At 72.5% G+C, this 15,169-nt stretch carries 14 protein-coding genes; 8 read left to right on the top strand and 6 right to left on the bottom strand.

Annotated elements, in window-relative coordinates:
• Positions 1–308 precede the first annotated feature (308 nt).
• The 5 genes from ACIRQY_RS14450 (at position 309) to ACIRQY_RS14470 (ending at position 6,750) form a co-directional block, all read left to right on the top strand.
• Positions 309–2,048, top strand: coding sequence for a sensor histidine kinase (locus ACIRQY_RS14450; protein ID WP_403925163.1), 1,740 nt, complete (start codon positions 309–311; stop codon positions 2,046–2,048).
• Positions 2,049–2,086: 38 nt separating this feature from the next.
• The gene (locus tag ACIRQY_RS14455) at positions 2,087–2,746 is read left to right on the top strand and encodes a response regulator transcription factor (protein ID WP_351783377.1); all 660 of its coding nucleotides are present in this window, start codon (positions 2,087–2,089) and stop codon (positions 2,744–2,746) included.
• A gap of 457 nt (positions 2,747–3,203) precedes the next feature.
• On the top strand, positions 3,204–4,661 hold the full coding sequence (locus ACIRQY_RS14460; protein WP_403925167.1) for a DUF2252 domain-containing protein: 1,458 nt from the start codon (positions 3,204–3,206) through the stop codon (positions 4,659–4,661).
• Positions 4,662–5,312: 651 nt separating this feature from the next.
• Positions 5,313–6,350 carry a hypothetical protein gene (locus tag ACIRQY_RS14465; RefSeq protein WP_403925363.1) on the top strand — a complete coding sequence of 346 codons (1,038 nt, stop codon included), beginning with the start codon at positions 5,313–5,315 and terminating at the stop codon, positions 6,348–6,350.
• Positions 6,351–6,405: 55 nt separating this feature from the next.
• Positions 6,406–6,750: a rhodanese-like domain-containing protein gene (locus ACIRQY_RS14470; RefSeq protein WP_351783383.1), complete on the top strand. Its 345-nt coding sequence runs from the start codon at positions 6,406–6,408 to the stop codon at positions 6,748–6,750.
• Positions 6,751–6,782: 32 nt separating this feature from the next.
• On the opposite strand, the gene ACIRQY_RS14475 is transcribed toward ACIRQY_RS14470, so the two are convergent.
• From ACIRQY_RS14475 to paaA, 6 genes are all read right to left on the bottom strand, one after another.
• The gene (locus ACIRQY_RS14475) at positions 6,783–7,916 is read right to left on the bottom strand and encodes an acyl-CoA dehydrogenase family protein (protein ID WP_403925170.1); all 1,134 of its coding nucleotides are present in this window, start codon (positions 7,914–7,916) and stop codon (positions 6,783–6,785) included.
• 313 nt (positions 7,917–8,229) lie between these two features.
• On the bottom strand, positions 8,230–9,318 hold the full coding sequence (locus ACIRQY_RS14480) for a 2Fe-2S iron-sulfur cluster-binding protein (protein WP_403925173.1): 1,089 nt from the start codon (positions 9,316–9,318) through the stop codon (positions 8,230–8,232).
• On the bottom strand, positions 9,319–9,816 hold the full coding sequence (gene paaD, locus ACIRQY_RS14485) for a 1,2-phenylacetyl-CoA epoxidase subunit PaaD (RefSeq protein ID WP_403925176.1): 498 nt from the start codon (positions 9,814–9,816) through the stop codon (positions 9,319–9,321).
• On the bottom strand, positions 9,810–10,697 hold the full coding sequence (gene paaC, locus ACIRQY_RS14490; protein WP_403925179.1) for a 1,2-phenylacetyl-CoA epoxidase subunit PaaC: 888 nt from the start codon (positions 10,695–10,697) through the stop codon (positions 9,810–9,812). The genes paaD and paaC overlap by 7 nt, the downstream gene beginning before the upstream one ends.
• Positions 10,694–10,981, bottom strand: coding sequence for a 1,2-phenylacetyl-CoA epoxidase subunit PaaB (gene paaB, locus ACIRQY_RS14495; RefSeq protein WP_055599070.1), 288 nt, complete (start codon positions 10,979–10,981; stop codon positions 10,694–10,696). Before paaB ends, paaC begins: the two co-directional genes overlap by 4 nt.
• The gene (paaA, locus tag ACIRQY_RS14500; RefSeq protein WP_403925366.1) at positions 10,978–11,961 is read right to left on the bottom strand and encodes a 1,2-phenylacetyl-CoA epoxidase subunit PaaA; all 984 of its coding nucleotides are present in this window, start codon (positions 11,959–11,961) and stop codon (positions 10,978–10,980) included. Before paaA ends, paaB begins: the two co-directional genes overlap by 4 nt.
• 150 nt (positions 11,962–12,111) lie before the next feature.
• On the opposite strand from paaA, the gene ACIRQY_RS14505 reads away from it, so the two are divergent.
• Genes ACIRQY_RS14505 through ACIRQY_RS14515 form a run of 3 tightly spaced genes read left to right on the top strand, consistent with a single transcriptional unit; the run spans position 12,112 to position 15,088 of the window.
• Positions 12,112–12,969: a DUF5819 family protein gene (locus ACIRQY_RS14505; protein ID WP_403925183.1), complete on the top strand. Its 858-nt coding sequence runs from the start codon at positions 12,112–12,114 to the stop codon at positions 12,967–12,969.
• Entirely contained in the window at positions 12,966–14,414 is a 1,449-nt protein-coding gene (locus ACIRQY_RS14510; RefSeq protein WP_403925186.1) for an HTTM domain-containing protein, read from the top strand. Before ACIRQY_RS14505 ends, ACIRQY_RS14510 begins: the two co-directional genes overlap by 4 nt.
• On the top strand, positions 14,411–15,088 hold the full coding sequence (locus tag ACIRQY_RS14515; protein WP_403925189.1) for a TrmH family RNA methyltransferase: 678 nt from the start codon (positions 14,411–14,413) through the stop codon (positions 15,086–15,088). The genes ACIRQY_RS14510 and ACIRQY_RS14515 overlap by 4 nt, the downstream gene beginning before the upstream one ends.
• Positions 15,089–15,169: the final 81 nt, after the last annotated feature.

Consider the following 15,169-nt stretch of genomic DNA (forward strand, 5'->3'; position numbering starts at 1 on the left):
GGGTGGTTCGGGGCGCCCGGTCTGATCGTCGTATCGCGGGTCTTCGGCTCGGGGTGTCCGACGGCCTTCGCGGGCGGGAGGAGGGCTCCTCCGTCGAGACTTTTGTCGCCGCCGGGCGCGACGAAAGAGGGAAGGCGGCTGCGGGGCCCGCTGCCTAGGGTGCGAGCGTGGACGCTATGTCGAAATGGGAGAAGCACGGCTCGCGGGGGCCGGAGGCCGTGGCTGCACGCGGGGAGCCGGCCGGGCCGGGCCTCGGCGGGGGCTCCGGCCCCGGCCGGGGACCCCGCCCGGGGCGCGGTGGCGGGATCGTGGACGCGCTTGCCGCCGCGTGGGCCTGGTTCGCCGTGCCGGGGCAGTGGTCGGGGCGCAGGACCACCGGCGAGCTGGCGCTCGCCGCCGTCGTCGCGCTGCTCGGTGCCGGGACCGAGGAGATCCTCGGCGGCGAGGGCTGGCGGCTCGCCGCCGTCGCCGCCGGTTCCGCCGTGCTCTGCCTGGCCCGGCGCGGGCTCCCCACGAGCGTCCTGGTCGTGTCCGCGGGCCTCGCGCCCTTCATACCGGGCCTCGGCCCCCTGCTCCTGGTCGTGGGCTGGTCGTCGGGCCGGTACGTGGTGGGCGCCGGGCGCGCCCTCGCCGCGTTCATCGCGGCCTTCGTGCTGAACGTCGGCGGGACGCTCCTGAACGCCTGGGACTCGCAGCGGATGCTCACGCTCGCCTTCATGGCGGCCCTCTTCTACCTGGGCACCATCCTGGCGCCGGGCCTCGCGCACCGTTACTGGACCCAGCGCCGGACCCTGCTGCACGCGCTCCAGGAGCACAACGCGCAACTGCTGCGGGAGCGGTCCATGGTGGTCTGGCAGGCGCGGCAGCGGGAGCGGCAGCGCATCGCGCATGACATGCACGACAGCCTCGGCCACCAACTGGCCCTGATCGCCGTGCACACGGGAGCCCTGGAGGTCGACCGGGAGCTCGGTGACCGGCAGCGCGAGGTGGTTGGTGTCCTGCGGAACGCGTCGGTGACGGCGATGCACGAGCTGCGCGAGGTCGTCGGAATACTCCGGGACGGCAGCGGCGCCTCCGGCGACGCGGCGGTGATCACGCTGGCCGGGGACGAGACCGGCAGGGCCACGCGGGGCATCGCGGGCATCGAGGGCCTTGTCGACTCGGCACGGGCGGCCGGGACCGAGGTGGGCCTGAGACGGTCGGGCGAGGCACGCTCGCTGGAACCGGCCGCCGACCATGCCGCGTACAGGATCGTTCAGGAGGCGCTGACGAACGCCTACAAGTACGCCCCGGGCACTCCGATCGGTGTCGAACTCCGCTACGAGCCGGACACGTTCGTCGTCGAGGTCGTCAACGAACGGCCCACGGAAGGCCCGTCGAAGGACGTGGTGAGTGGTGGCCAGGGTCTGACCGGCCTCGCGGAGCGGGCGCGCCTGGTGGGCGGCATGTGCCATGCGGGCCCGGCCGACGGGGGCGGGTTCCGGGTCGCGGGAATGCTGCCGTACGGGGCCGCGCCGATCGCCGAAGCGGCGCCTTTGGTCGATGCGGCCGACGACTTCCGGCAGCAGACCACGAGGCCCCTGGCGGGCGATGGTCGTCCGGTCGTGGTCGGACCGGCCGACTGGACGTTCACGGAGCGGGAGCTCGCTATGGCGATACATGGGGGCAGGGGCAGAAGCACGGGCGGTTCGGTCGCGCTGGGCTGCGGGATAGCGTTCGCCGCGGTGGTGGTGCTCGTCGTCGCGGCGGGCTTCGGCCTCTACTTCCTGATGGGCTCGATGAAGAAAGGAATGATCGATCCCGAGGAGTACGACGCCGTGAAGGTCGGGATGTCCGAGAAGGAGGTCCGGGACATGCTGCCCTCGGGCGACACGATCACCACGGCCGGACTCTCCGGCAAGGGCCCTGCCCGGCCGGAGGGCGCGGAGTGCCTGGTGCTCATGTCCTCGATGGTCAGCGACGACTTCAACAAGGAGCCCGTCTTCCGGTTCTGTTTCAAGGACGGCAAGCTGACCGAGAAGAAGTCGTACGAGATCGGGTCGCGGTAGGACGGGACCCGCTCGTACCGGAGCGTGGGGGAACAGCTGTGGCAGGCCAGCCCATCAGGGTCGTGATCGCCGACGACGAGCCTCTGATCAGGGCCGGGATCAGGATGATCCTCAACTCGGACCAGGAGATCGAGGTCGTCGGCGAGGCCGCCGACGGACGGCAGGCGATCGAGGCGGCCCGCGCGCACGCGGCCGACGTGGTGCTGCTCGACATCCAGATGCCGGTGCTCGACGGGCTCTCGGCACTGCCCGAGCTGCGCCGGGCGGTGCCGACTGCCCGGGTGATCGTTCTGACGACCTTCGGGGAGCGGGAGAACGTACTGCGGGCGCTGGAGCACGGCGGGTCGGGGTTCCTGCTCAAGGACACGGCCCCCGCGGAGCTGATCCGCGCGGTGAGGGCGGCTGCCTCGGGGGACGCCTATCTGTCCCCGGCGGCGACCCGGCACGTGGTGGAGCGGCTGGCCTCCAGCCGTGAGGCGTCCCGCGCCGAGGAGGCCCGGGGGCGGGTGGCGGGCTTGAGCGAGAAGGAGCGCGGAGTGCTGGCGCTGCTCGGCGAAGGGCTGTCCAACGCGGACGCGGGACGGCGGCTGCACATGAGCGAGGCGACGGTGAAGACGTATGTGAGCCGCATCCTGTCCAAGCTGAGCTGTGAGAACCGGGTCCAGGCCGCCCTCCTCGCCAGGGACGCGGGGCTGTAGGGCTGTAGGGACGGGCCGGTGGGGGTTTTGGGCCGGGTGCCGGGTGCCGGGTGCCGGGGGCCGGGTGTCAGGTGCAGGGTGCCCGGGTGTGGTGGCCGGGTTTGGTGGCCGGACCGGGCCCCGGGGCGGGCGAGGCTGCGGGTGCCGGGTGTGGGGCCTGGATCGGGTGGGGCACGGGTGCCGGGTGCGGCCCGGACTGGGCGCGGGTGCGGTTCCCGACGGGTGGGTGGCCGGGCGGGGAAGCGGTCCCTTCCTGTCCTGTGGTCCCGGTCGGACGGCGGCGCGGCGGGAAGAGCCGTGGCGGGGTGAGCTGCGTGGAACGGGCCGCTCCCAGGGTTGTCCACAGGCTGCCACCGCCTTCGTCTCGGCGTTGTCCACAGGGGGAGACGGCCACCGAGGCACGGCGGTAACGTCGACGACGGATGATGTTGGAATTCGCATCGGGGGAGGACATGCCATGGACGTGATCCAGGCTGTGGTGCCGGAACAGCGCGATACCCCAGGAGGCGGGGACGGCGCTCGTATCCCGCACGTCCCGGGCTTCGCCCGACGCGGGACAGCCGGTGGCACCTCCCCCAGAACTCTGGGCAAGGAACTCCGCGACCGCGTCCCCCGCTCCGCGCACAGCCGCCCGGCCCTCGCCGCCGACCGCCCGGACGCGGTCCGTGCCGTCGAGGAGTCGAACCTGGGCCGTGTTCCCGACCTCGCCCCCATCAGGGTCGGCCGCATGGCGGCAAGCCCCTTCACCTTCCTCAGGGGCTCCGCGGGACTCATGGCCCACGACCTCGCCGACACCCCGGTCACCGGTATCGCCGCCCAGCTCTGCGGCGACGCCCACGCAGCCAACTTCGGCCTCTACGGTGACGCGCGGGGCCAACTCGTCATGGACCTCAACGACTTCGACGAAACCGTCGTCGGACCCTGGGAATGGGACCTGAAGAGGCTCGCCACCTCCCTCGTCCTCGCCGGACGGGAGGTCGGCGCCGACGAGGACGTCTGCCGCGCCGCGGCCTTCGACACCGTGGGTGCCTACCGGCGCACCATGCGTCTCCTCTCCCGTCTCCCCGCGCTCGACGCCTGGAACGCGATTGCCGACGAGGAACTCGTCTCCCACACCGACGCCCGCGATCTCCTCGGCACCCTGGAACGGGTCTCCGCCAAGGCGCGCAACAACACCAGCGCCCGGTTCGCGGCCCGCTCCACGGAAGCCGTGACCGACGCCGAGGGCGGTGGCCGCAGATTCGTCGACGCGCCCCCGGTCCTCCGCCGGGTCCCCGACGCCGAGGCCGCGGCCGTCGCAGCCTCCCTCGGTGCCTACCTGGAGACCGTGTCCGAGGACCGCCTGCCGCTCCTCGCGCGGTACACCGTCCACGACGTCGCCTTCCGCGTCGTCGGCACCGGCAGCGTCGGCACCCGCTCCTATGTCGTCCTGCTCCTCGACCACCGGGGCGAACCCCTGGTCCTCCAGGTGAAGGAGGCAAGACCGTCCGCCCTGCTGCCCCACCTGCCGACCGCGGGCTTTTTCGTGCCGGACGCGGGCCACGAGGGCCGTCGTGTGGTCCTCGGGCAGAAGCGGATGCAGGTCGTCAGCGACATCCTGCTCGGCTGGACCAGCGTCCAGGGGCGTCCTTTCCAGGTGCGGCAGTTCCGCAACCGCAAGGGCAGCGTCGACCCCGCCGCGCTCACGCCGGACCAGGTCGACGACTACGGCCGGATGACCGGCGCGCTGCTCGCCCGCGCCCATGCCCACAGCGCGGACCCGCGCCTGATATCCGGGTACTGCGGCAAGAACGAGGAGTTCGACGAAGCCGTCGCCGCCTTCGCCGTCTCCTACGCCGACCGCACCACGGCCGACCATGCCGACCTGCTCACCGCCGTCCGAGCCGGCCGCATAGCGGCGGAACCGGGCGTCTGACCGGCACCACCACCGGCTGCCGTTCCCCTTACCGCGTTCGGCCGATGCCGTTCTGCTGCTGTGGGCTGTGGGCTGTGGGCTGTGGGCTGTGGGCTGTGGGCTGTGGGCCCTTGGGCTGCGGTTGGCGGTCCCTGGTCGGCGGGTGGTGGGTGGTGGCGCAGGGAGGCTGTTTGTCTGGGTGAGCCGCCTGGTTCCTGCCCCCGACCTGTGACTGTTTGAGCTGCCTGGCCGGTGACGACCGGACGACAGTGCCCGACTTATGAGTGCCTGGCGATGACGTGGCCTGGCCGATGGGTGGCGACGCCCGGAGGAAGCCCTCGGAAGGCAGCCTCGGGTGATGGCGGCTGCGCGATGGTGGCCGTTGACGGCGGCTGGACGGCTGTGGAGGGACGGCGGCAGCGCGCTGAAGGCGGCAGCCGGAATGCGGTGGTCTGAAGGAGACACCGGGCAGCGGCGAAGGGGGTCGGCGCTTGACCGTCAGCGTCGGACCGGCGCCGGACCGGCGTCGACGGAGCTGTGCGGGCGGGCAGGGGCGGGCAGGGGTGGGAGGGAGAGGGGAGGGAGGGGGAGGGAGGGGGGAGGCCCCCCGGAGGCCCGTAGGCTGGGCCGGGACGAGCCGGAACGAGGACGTGGACGGGCGTGGACGTGAGCGTGCACCAGGGTGCGAACGAGGGCCCCGAGGCGGCCGGTGGCGGGCGGCCGGAGGCCGGGCAGTCTCCTGTTGACGGGCCCGAGGCCGGGTTTGAGTCCGGGTTCGAGCAAGGCGGACGGTCCGGGGACGGGGCTGAGGCTGGGCTTGGGCAGGCTGATCAGGGCGGGTTCGGGGCCGGGACGGACGAGCTTTCCGGGTCAGAGGCCGAGGCCGGGTCGGCGTCCGGGGCGGATGGGCGTTCCGGGGTCGGGGTCGGGCAGGACGAGCGGCCTGAGGCTCGGCTTGAGCGGGCTGTGCGGGTGGCCGAGCAGGCGCTGATCGAGTTCGAGATCGCTGTCGAGACCTTCCGTGTCGAGGTGGACAACTTCTCGCGGCTGCATCACCAGAAGCTCGGTCCGATGTACGCGCGGCTCGACGAGCTCGACGCACGGATCGCGGAGGCGCGGGCTGCCCGTACCGGTGACCCCGAGGACGTGCGGAAGGCCGCGGAGGCGCGGGCGGCGGTCCTGCCGATGCCCGGGGTGGAGGAGCTGTTCCACGGCTGGATCGACTCCGACGGTCTGTCGCCCGAGGCCGCCGCGATGCTCACCGAAGGTCCGGTGCAGCCGCCCAAGCGGGTTCGGCCCAGTGACGAGGTCCGCAGGCTCTACCGGGACCTGGCCCGCAAGGCCCATCCGGACCTGGCCCGTGAGGAGGCCGAGCGCCGGCGTCGCGAGGAGTTCATCACCAGGGTGAACGCCGCCTATGCCCGTGGTGACGAGGTGCTGCTGCGCGAGTTGCTGGCCGAGTGGGAGGCCGGTCCGGCCCCGGCCGAGGAGCGGCTGAGCGAGAGCGAGGAGCTGTACGCGCGTCTGGAGTGGCTTGCGCAGCGCAAGGATCTGCTGTCGGCGCTGGCGCGTGAGCTGGAGGAGAGCGCGATCGGTGCGATGCTGCGGATGGCGCCGGACGATCCGGACCGTCTTCTGGAGGAGATCGCCGAGCAGCTGCTCGTGCAGGTCGCCGAGCGTGAGGGCGAGCTGACGGGGCTGGTGCAGTAGGTTTTCGGGTGCGTCCGAGTTCTTCGGGCGGTACTCACGAGAGAAGGCCGGTCCCATGAATTTCTCCCCGCTGCCCTCGGTGGACGCGGCTTCCGTGCCGGTCGATGCCCTGGTGCTGGACGTCAGGGAGGACGACGAGTGGGCGGCCGGGCACGTCGAGGGCGCGCTGCACGTGCCGATGAGTGGCTTCGTCGCCCGGTTCGGTGAGGTGACGGAGGCGGTCGCGGACCGTGGCCGGGCTTATGTGATGTGCCGGGTCGGGGGCCGGTCGGCGCAGGTCACGCAGTATCTGGTCCAGCAGGGCTTCGACGCGGTGAACATCGACGGCGGGATGCTCGCCTGGGACGGTGCCGGGCGTCCGATGGTGGGCGGCGGCGACAGCCCGGCCTTCGTCCTCTGACGGGGGGCGCCGGGGCGGCGCCCGGGTGTGCGTCAGCCGAGGGGGTGGGCGGCCAGCAGGTCGCCGAGTGCCTCCTCGTGGGCTGCGGCGGGACCGAGTGAGAGCTCCAGGTGCTTGGCCCAGGCGTGGTAGCGGTGCAGCGGGTAGTCGGTGTCGGCGCCGAAGCCGCCGTGCAGGTGCTGGGCGGTCTGCACCACCCGTCGTACTCCTTCGGAGGCCCAGATCTTCGCGACGGCGATGTCGCCCGTGACGGGGAGCGGGCCTCCCGTGTCTACACCGAGGCGCCAGGCGGCCTGCCAGAGGGTGGCTTCCATGGCGCGCAGGTCGATGTAGCGGTCGGCGGCCTGGACGGCGACGGCCTGGAAGGTGGCCACGGGGTGGCCGAACTGTTCGCGTTTCCCGGTGTACTGGCTCGTCATGGTGAGGACGGCTTCGCCGAGACCGAGGGCGAGCGCGCAGGTGCCGGTGGTGAGGAGTCCGCGCAGCCGTTCCCAGGCGCCGTCGGCGTCGATGACATCGACGGTGTCGAGCCGGACGGTGTCGAGGCGCAGTTCGGCGAGGAGTTCGCCGTGGGTGGAGTACTGGGCGGTGAGGCTCAGGCCCTCGTGGGTGCGGGGTACCAGGGCGAGAACGGTACGGCCTTCGGCGGTGTGTGCCGGTACGGCGAGGAGGTCGGCGCCATGGGCCCAGGGGACGGCGGTCTGTCGTCCGTCGAGGATCCACTGCTCGCCGTCGCGGTGCGCGGCGACGGCCCGTTCGGCGGGGTCGTGTCCGGTGCGCCCCTGGGAGGCGGCGGTGAGGATCAGCTCGCCACGGCCGACGCGGGGGAGCAGGCGTGCGGCGGTCTCGGGGGACGCGTACCGGTCGACGGTCATCGCGACGGCGCTGGTCTCCAGGAGGGGGACGCGGGCGAGGACGCGGGCCGATTCCCGCAGCACGAGGCAGAGGGTGACCGGGTCGAGGCCCGAGCCTCCGTGTCGGGGGGAGACGGTGAGCGCGAGGAGGTCGGCGGCGGCGAGCCGGGCCCAGAGGGTCCGGTCGAGGTCCTCGGCGACCGCGCCGGGAGTGAGGGCGGGGCTCGGTACGGAGTCGGGTGCGACATCGGAGAAGACCGCCTCGGCCGCCTCCACGGCCGCCCGCTGTTCTTCGGTGAAGGTGAAGTCCACTGCCCTGCCCTCCCGTTGGAGCCTTCTTGACTGACGGTCCGTCAAGATAGAACAGGTTCTAGTGGAAGGGAATGCGTCGCACCGCCCGTACTTCACGGGGGCATGGCGGTCCGGACCTTCCGGAAGGCGGGAACTTCCCGGAGGCCACGTATCCCCTGGGGGCCACCTATCTCCCCGGGCCACCTATCTCTCGGGGGCCACGTGCCTCCCGGAGGGCGCGCGCCTCACCGAGGGCGGCCGCCCGGATCTTCCGGAGGCGGTGGAGTCCAGGAGGCCCGGGCGCCGCCGCCGGTCCGGTGTCGTCCGGTGCGGGTCAGCGGTCGAAGTCCAGTTCCACGTCCGGGGTGACCGGGTGGGACTGGCAGGCCAGGATGTATCCGGCTTCCGTCTCCTCCGGTTCGAGGGCGAAATTGCGGTCCATCCGCACCTCGCCGCCGACCAGGAAGGCACGGCAGGTGCCGCACACCCCGCCCTTGCAGGCGTACGGGGCGTCCGCGCGGGCCCGGAGCACCGTGTCCAGGAGGGTCTCGCCCCGGTCCACAGGCCAGCTGCCGGACCGTCCGTGCAGGGTCGCGGTCAGGGTGGCGTGGGCGGGGGCGTCGGCCGCCGGGGCGCCGACGGGTGCGGAGCCGTCGTCGACGTGGAAGATCTCCTGGTGGACGCGGGTGCGGTCGACGCCGAGTCCGTGCAGGGCCCGCTCGGCTCCCTGGACCAGTCCGAAGGGGCCGCAGAGGAACCAGCCCGCGACGCTGCCGACGGGCAGCAGTGCGGGCAGCAGTGCGGAGAGCCGCTCCTGGTCGAGACGGCCGGACGGCAGCCCGGACTGCTGCTCCTCCCGGGAGAGCACGGTGACCAGCTGGAAGCGGTCGGGGTGACGGTCCTTGAGGTCGGCGACCTCGTCGAGGAACATCGTGGACGCCTCGGTGCGGTCGCTGCGGATCAGACAGAACCGGGCCTCGGGCTCGCGGGCGAGCAGGGTGGCCGCGATCGACAGGACCGGAGTGATGCCGCTGCCGCCGACGATCGCCGCGAAGTGGCCGGGGCGCGGGGCGAGCGTGAAGCGGCCCCGGGGTTCCATGACGTCGACGAGGTCGCCGACGGCCAGTTCCTTGAGCGCGTACGTGGAGAACGCGCCGCCGTCGACGAGCCGGATGCCGACGCGCAGCACGGGTGGTTCGCCGGGCGGGGAGGCGGGGGCGCAGATCGAGTAGGTGCGCCGGACGTCCTCTCCCCGCCGGTCCGTGCGGCGCAGGGCGAGGTGCTGGCCGGGGAGGTGCCGGTAGGTCTCGTGGAGCTCGGGCGGGACGGCGAAGGTGACGGCCACGGAGTCGTCGGTGAGCTGCTCGACGCCGCTCACCGTGAGCGGGTGGAACCCGGCCCGCTCGGCGCCTGGGGACACCATCTACAACTCCTTGAAGTGGTCGAACGGTTCGAGGCAGGCGGTGCAGCGGCGGAGCGCCTTGCACGCGGTCGAGGAGAAACGGCTGAGGAGTTCGGTGTCGGTGGAGCCGCAGTGGGGACAGCGGATCGCGAGGGTGAGGAGGACGGGGCCGCCCGCCGGGCCCTGTGGGCGGGGCGGGGCGACGCCGAACTCGGCCAGTTTCCGGCGGCCTTCCTCGCTGATGTCGTCGGTGGACCAGGCGGGGCTGAGGACCGTGACGACGGAGACGTCGGGGACGCCGTGCTCGTGGAGGGTGCGCTCGATGTCCGAGGACATGGCTTCGACGGCCGGGCAGCCGGTGTAGGTGGGGGTGAGGGAGACCTCGACGCTGCCGGGTCCTGTGATGTGGACACCGCGCAGTACGCCCAGTTCGGCCAGGGTGAGGACGGGCAGCTCGGGGTCGAGGACGGCGCCGGCGATCCGGGCGAGTTCCTCTTCGAGGGCGGTGGCGGTCACCATGTCGCTCCGGGGTGGCTGCGGTGCAGGTGCTGCATCTCGGCGAGCATCGGTCCGAAGGGTTCGGTGTGCAGGCCCTGGCGGCCCGCCCCGGCGGCCCAGGCTCCGGTGCGGGGGCCGGAGGGCACGGTGAGGGTGGCTCTGCCGAGGACGTCGGTGACGGCGGCCAGCCAGTCGCCCTCCAGGGCCGGGTGGTCCACGTCGAGGCCGTCGACGGGTTGGAAGAGTTCGCCGGTGTACCGCCAGAGGGCGTCACAGGCCCGCTGGGCGCGGGTGTGGCTCTCGTCGGTCCCGTCGCCGAGGCGCAGGGTCCACTGCTCGGCGTGGTCCCGGTGGTAGGCGACTTCCTTGACGGCTTTGGCGGCGAGCCCGGCGAAGGGGCCTTCGCCGGCGGCCAGCCGCCCGTACAGGAGGTGCTGGTAGGTGGAGAAGTAGAGCTGCCGGACGATGGTGTGGGCGAAGTCGCCGTTCGGCTGCTCGACGAGCTGGGCGTTCCGGAAGGCGCGTTCCTCGCGGAGGTAGGCGAGTTCGTCCTCGTCACCGACGAGGGAGAGCAGGACGCGGGCCTGGCCGAGGAGGTCGAGCGCGATGTTGGCGAGGGCGAGCTCCTCCTCCAGGACGGGGGCGGAGCCCGCCCACTCCCCGAGGCGGTGGGAGAGGACGAGGGCGTCGTCGCCGAGGGCGAGCGCCGCTTCGACGGGCACGCCGGGCGGAGGCGTCCGGGTGCCGGTGGCGACCGTAGGGCCGTCCTGGGGTCGTTGCCCGGTGGTGGTCACGGTGGTGGGGCCGCCGGTCCGTTCCCCGGGGACGGTCGCGGTGGCGGGGCCGCCATTGGTCCGGTCTCCGGGTGCGGCGGTGTGCTCGTGGGCTCCGGTGGTGCTCACAGGTGCTTCACCCCCTCCGGGATCTCGTAGAACGTCGGGTGCCGGTAGGGCTTGTCGGCGGCCGGTTCGAAGAACGGGTCCTTCTCGTCGGGGGAGGAGGCGGTGATCTCGGCCGAGGGGACGACCCAGATGGACACGCCTTCGCTCCTGCGGGTGTACAGGTCGCGGGCGTTGCGCAGGGCCATCTCCGCGTCGGGGGCGTGGAGACTGCCCGCGTGGGTGTGGGACAGTCCGCGCCTGGAGCGCACGAACACCTCCCACAGCGGCCAACCGTCGCTCGTCATCCCTGTGCCTCCCCGTGCTTGCCGGTGTGCTGGTGCTTCTTCGCGTGGGCGGCGGCGGCCTCCCTGACCCAGGCGCCGTCCTCGTGGGCCTGGCGGCGCCTGGTGAGCCGCTGCTCGTTGCACGGGCCGTTCCCCTTGAGGACGTCCCAGAACTCGGTCCAGTCGATCGGGCCGAAGTCGTGGTGCCCGCGCTCCTCGTTCCACCGGAGGTCGGGGTCGGGGAGGGTCAGTCCGAGGGCCTCGGCCTGGGGCACGGCGATGTCGACGAAACGCTGCCGCAGTTCGTCGTTGGAGTGGCGCTTGATCTTCCAGGCCATCGCCTGGGCCGTGTGGGTGGACTCGTCGTCCGGCGGGCCGAACATCATCAGGGAGGGCCACCACCAGCGGTCCACGGCGTCCTGGGCCATGGCGTGCTGCGCCTCGGTGCCCTTCGACAGGGCGAGCAGCGCCTCGTATCCCTGGCGCTGGTGGAAGGACTCCTCCTTGCAGACGCGGACCATCGCGCGGGCGTACGGCCCGTAGGAGCAGCGGCAGAGGGGGACCTGGTTGGTGATCGCGGCGCCGTCGACCAGCCAGCCGATGGCACCGACGTCGGCCCAGGTCAGGGTGGGGTAGTTGAAGATCGAGGAGTACTTCTGGCGGCCCGAGTGGAGCTTGTCGAGAAGTTCGTCGCGGCTGGTGCCGAGGGTCTCCGCCGCGCTGTAGAGGTACAGGCCGTGGCCCGCCTCGTCCTGCACCTTGGCCATCAGGATGGCCTTGCGCCGCAGTGAGGGCGCGCGGGTGATCCAGTTCGCCTCGGGCTGCATGCCGATGATCTCGGAGTGGGCGTGCTGGGCGATCTGCCGGACGAGCGAGGCGCGGTACGCCTCGGGCATCCAGTCGCGCGGCTCGATCCGCTCGTCGGCGGCCACCGCGGCGTCGAACACGGCCTCGTGGGCGGCCTGCTCGGCGGCCGTGGCCGCCTCCGACACGCCGGGCACGCCCGTGGTCTCTGCTGTCCCTGCCGTTACTGCGGTCACCGGACCCCCTACCGACCGATCGTTCGGTTGAATGACTTCAATGGTGGGTCGACGGCCCGTATGGTGTCAACCCTGTGGATAACCGAGTGGGCCGATCGGGATCGGGGCGGGATGGACGCGTACGTCGAGAAGGACGCGGCCGGAGTGGACAGCCACCCTCCGGGACCCCTCACCCCCGACCCCGCCGGAGCACTTCCCGGGGGCCCCTCGACCGGCCCCGCCGGGGCAGATCCTGGAGGCCCCTCGACCGGCCGGGACCCGTCGCAGTCCGGGCGCGCGACCGGGGGGATCATGGCCCTGTCCCTCCCCTACCAGGTCGTTCTCGCCGTGGCGCTCGCCGTCACCGGGGTCTTCGCCTGCGTCCATCTGGCCATGGTGTTCCTGCACGTGGCTCCGTCGAACACCCTGACCAAACAGCACGGTCAGGCCGTCGACGACTGGATCTACCCCGAGTTCGAACAGAACTGGAAGCTCTTCGCGCCCAACCCGCTCCAGCAGAACGTCTCGGTCGAGGCCCGCGCCGAGATCTCCACCGGTGACGGCACGCTCCGCACCAGCGGCTGGATCGACCTCACCGCCCAGGACATCGAGGCCGTCCGGCACAACCCGATGCCCAGCCACACCCAGCAGAACGAGCTGCGCAGGGCCATCGACTTCTACTTCGGCACACACGCCGAGGACCACCGCCCCCAGGGGGCGCGCGGCGAGCTCTCGGAGCGGTACATGCGCCGGATCGCGGTGTTCCGGCTCGACGCACTCCCCTCCCTCGCGGGCACCGACGGGCGGGGGCTCCGCGGTGAGGTGCGGCGCGTCCAGCTCCGCGCCGTCTCCCGGCCCGTCCCCGCGCCCGCGTGGAGCACCGAGAAGACCGACACCGCACCCTCCTACCGTGACCTTCCGTGGTGGCGGGTCACCGACGCCGACCGGCCCGCCGGGGCCGACCGAAGCCGCACGGAGGCGGGCCGATGAGCAGCGCGATCCCGGAACCGGCCCCTGAGCACGGCCCGGAGCCCACTCCCGCCCCCGCCCCGGCCCCGGAGCCCACCCCCGTCTCCCTCTCGAAGCCCGCCCCCGCCTTCGTTCCGGTGGGGGAGGTGGGAGGCGGGGCGGGGCCCGGGGGTGTCGGTGCTCCCGGACCCGGACCCGTACCGAGCGGAGTCGTACCCCTGGGGAGAAGCGCCACCCGGGCCGGGGGCACGCGCGCGCGTGAGCCCTTCGACCGGCGGCTCGCGCGGGCCGTCCAGACCGTCACCAGCCGCTCCCTCGGCCCCTACCAGAGCGCGATCGTCCGGATCGGCTTCGCGCTGACCTGGCTGGTCTTCCTGCTGCGCGAGCTGCCCCACCGCCACGAGCTGTACGGCCCCGACAGCCCCTGGTCCTGGGAGATGGCCCACCGGCTGATCTCCGACAACCGGGCCTTCACCGTGCTCCTGTGGTCGGACGCGAACGCGTGGTTCGAGTTCGTCTACGCCGTCGCGGTCCTCTCCGCCCTCCTGCTCCTGCTGGGCTGGCGCACCCGTGCCGTCTCCGTGGTCTTCATGGTCGGCGTGCTGTCGCTGCTGAACCGGTCCGTGTTCGTCGGCGACGGCGGCGACAACGTCCTCCACCTCGCCGCGATCTACCTGGTCTTCACCCGCTGCTCCCAGGTGTGGTCCCTCGACGCCCGGCGGGCGGCCCGCGAGGCGCGCGCCGCAGACGCGGGGGAGCCGCCGCGCCAGGACCGCGTCGGCCCGCTCCTGTGGACCGTCCTCGGCGGCTTCCTCCTCGCCACCACCTGGTTCAGCGGCGTCAGCGGCGAGTGGTGGCTGCCGGTGCTGCTGTGGGTGCTGTGGCTGGGGAACGGACTGTGGTGGCTGGTCTGCCGACAGGCCCCCGACGAGCCGCGCACCCTGCTCGACGCGCTGGCGAACCTCGCCCACAACACCGCCCTCCTCGTGCTCATGGCCGAGGTCTGTCTGATCTACGCCACGGCGGGCTGGTACAAGATCCAGGGCTCGCGCTGGCAGGACGGCACCGCGCTCTTCTATCCGCTCAACCTGGACTACTTCACCCCCTGGCCGGCCCTCTCCGAGCTGCTCGGCACCAGCGGGACCATGGTGATGCTGCTGACCTACGGCACGGTCCTGGTGCAGGTCGCCTTCCCGTTCACGCTGTTCCACCGCAAGGTGAAGAACGTGCTGCTCGTGGCGATGATGCTGGAGCACGCCGGGATCGCGGTCCTGCTCGGCCTGCCGGTCTTCTCCCTCGCGATGATCTCCGCCGACGCCGTGTTCCTGCCCACCCCGTTCCTGGTGGCGCTCGGCGTCCGGACCGTACGGGGCCGGGACCGGCTGCTGCGGCGGCCGGGCACCGGGAAGCTGCCGGAACAGCGCCGTACGGGTGAGGAGCGCGCCCCCCGTACCCTCGTCGGGTGAGCACCACCGAACAGAGTCCCGGATCCGGGTCCGCCGAGCCGGTCCAGTACGACGAGGGCTTCGGCCCCGAGATCGGCGTCGGGCCGCATCCGGAGCCGTGGCCCGAGGGCGAGTGGTACGACCCCGAGCTGCTGGCCGGGGGCGACCGGCGCAATGTGGTGGACCGCTACCGGTACTGGACGCGGGAGGCGGTCGTCGCCGACCTCGACACCCGGCGGCACGACTTCCACGTGGCCGTGGAGAACTGGGGCCACGACTTCAACATCGGTTCGGTCGTGCGGACCGCCAACGCCTTCCTCGCGAAGGAGGTCCACATCGTGGGCCGCCGCCGCTGGAACCGCCGTGGCGCCATGGTCACCGACCGCTACCAGCACGTCCGGCACCACCCCGACACGGCGTCGCTGACCTCGTGGGCGGCGGCCGAGGGCATCCCGGTCATCGGCATCGACAACCTGCCGGGCGCCGTGCCGCTGGAGCGGACCGTGCTGCCGCGCCGCTGTGTGCTGCTGTTCGGCCAGGAGGGCCCCGGGCTCACCGAGGAAGCCCGCGCGCACGTGGAGACGGTCTGCTCGATCGCCCAGTTCGGCTCGACCCGCTCCATCAACGCGGGCGCGGCCGCCGCCATCGCCATGCACGCGTGGGTGCAGCGGTACGCGGAGATCGAGAGCGCCTGACGCGGGCCGGGGACCCGTCGGTGACAGAGCCCGTCCCGGCCTGAGCCCGTCCCGGCCTGAGCCCGGGCCATCGGTGGATCC

Source organism: Streptomyces sp. NPDC101490 (assembly GCF_044767145.1).
In the GTDB taxonomy this organism is placed as follows: domain Bacteria; phylum Actinomycetota; class Actinomycetes; order Streptomycetales; family Streptomycetaceae; genus Streptomyces.

Bases quoted from the DNA above. Each gene is read 5' to 3' on its own strand.
- ACIRQY_RS14460 (WP_403925167.1), top strand. From the start codon at position 3,204: ATGGACGTGATCCAGGCTGTGGTGCCGGAACAGCGCGATACCCCAGGA.
- ACIRQY_RS14470 (WP_351783383.1), top strand. From the start codon at position 6,406: ATGAATTTCTCCCCGCTGCCCTCGGTGGACGCGGCTTCCGTGCCGGTC.
- ACIRQY_RS14480 (WP_403925173.1), bottom strand. From the start codon at position 9,318: ATGGTGTCCCCAGGCGCCGAGCGGGCCGGGTTCCACCCGCTCACGGTG.
- paaD (WP_403925176.1), bottom strand. From the start codon at position 9,816: ATGGTGACCGCCACCGCCCTCGAAGAGGAACTCGCCCGGATCGCCGGC.
- paaB (WP_055599070.1), bottom strand. From the start codon at position 10,981: ATGACGAGCGACGGTTGGCCGCTGTGGGAGGTGTTCGTGCGCTCCAGG.
- ACIRQY_RS14505 (WP_403925183.1), top strand. From the start codon at position 12,112: ATGGACGCGTACGTCGAGAAGGACGCGGCCGGAGTGGACAGCCACCCT.
- ACIRQY_RS14510 (WP_403925186.1), top strand. From the start codon at position 12,966: ATGAGCAGCGCGATCCCGGAACCGGCCCCTGAGCACGGCCCGGAGCCC.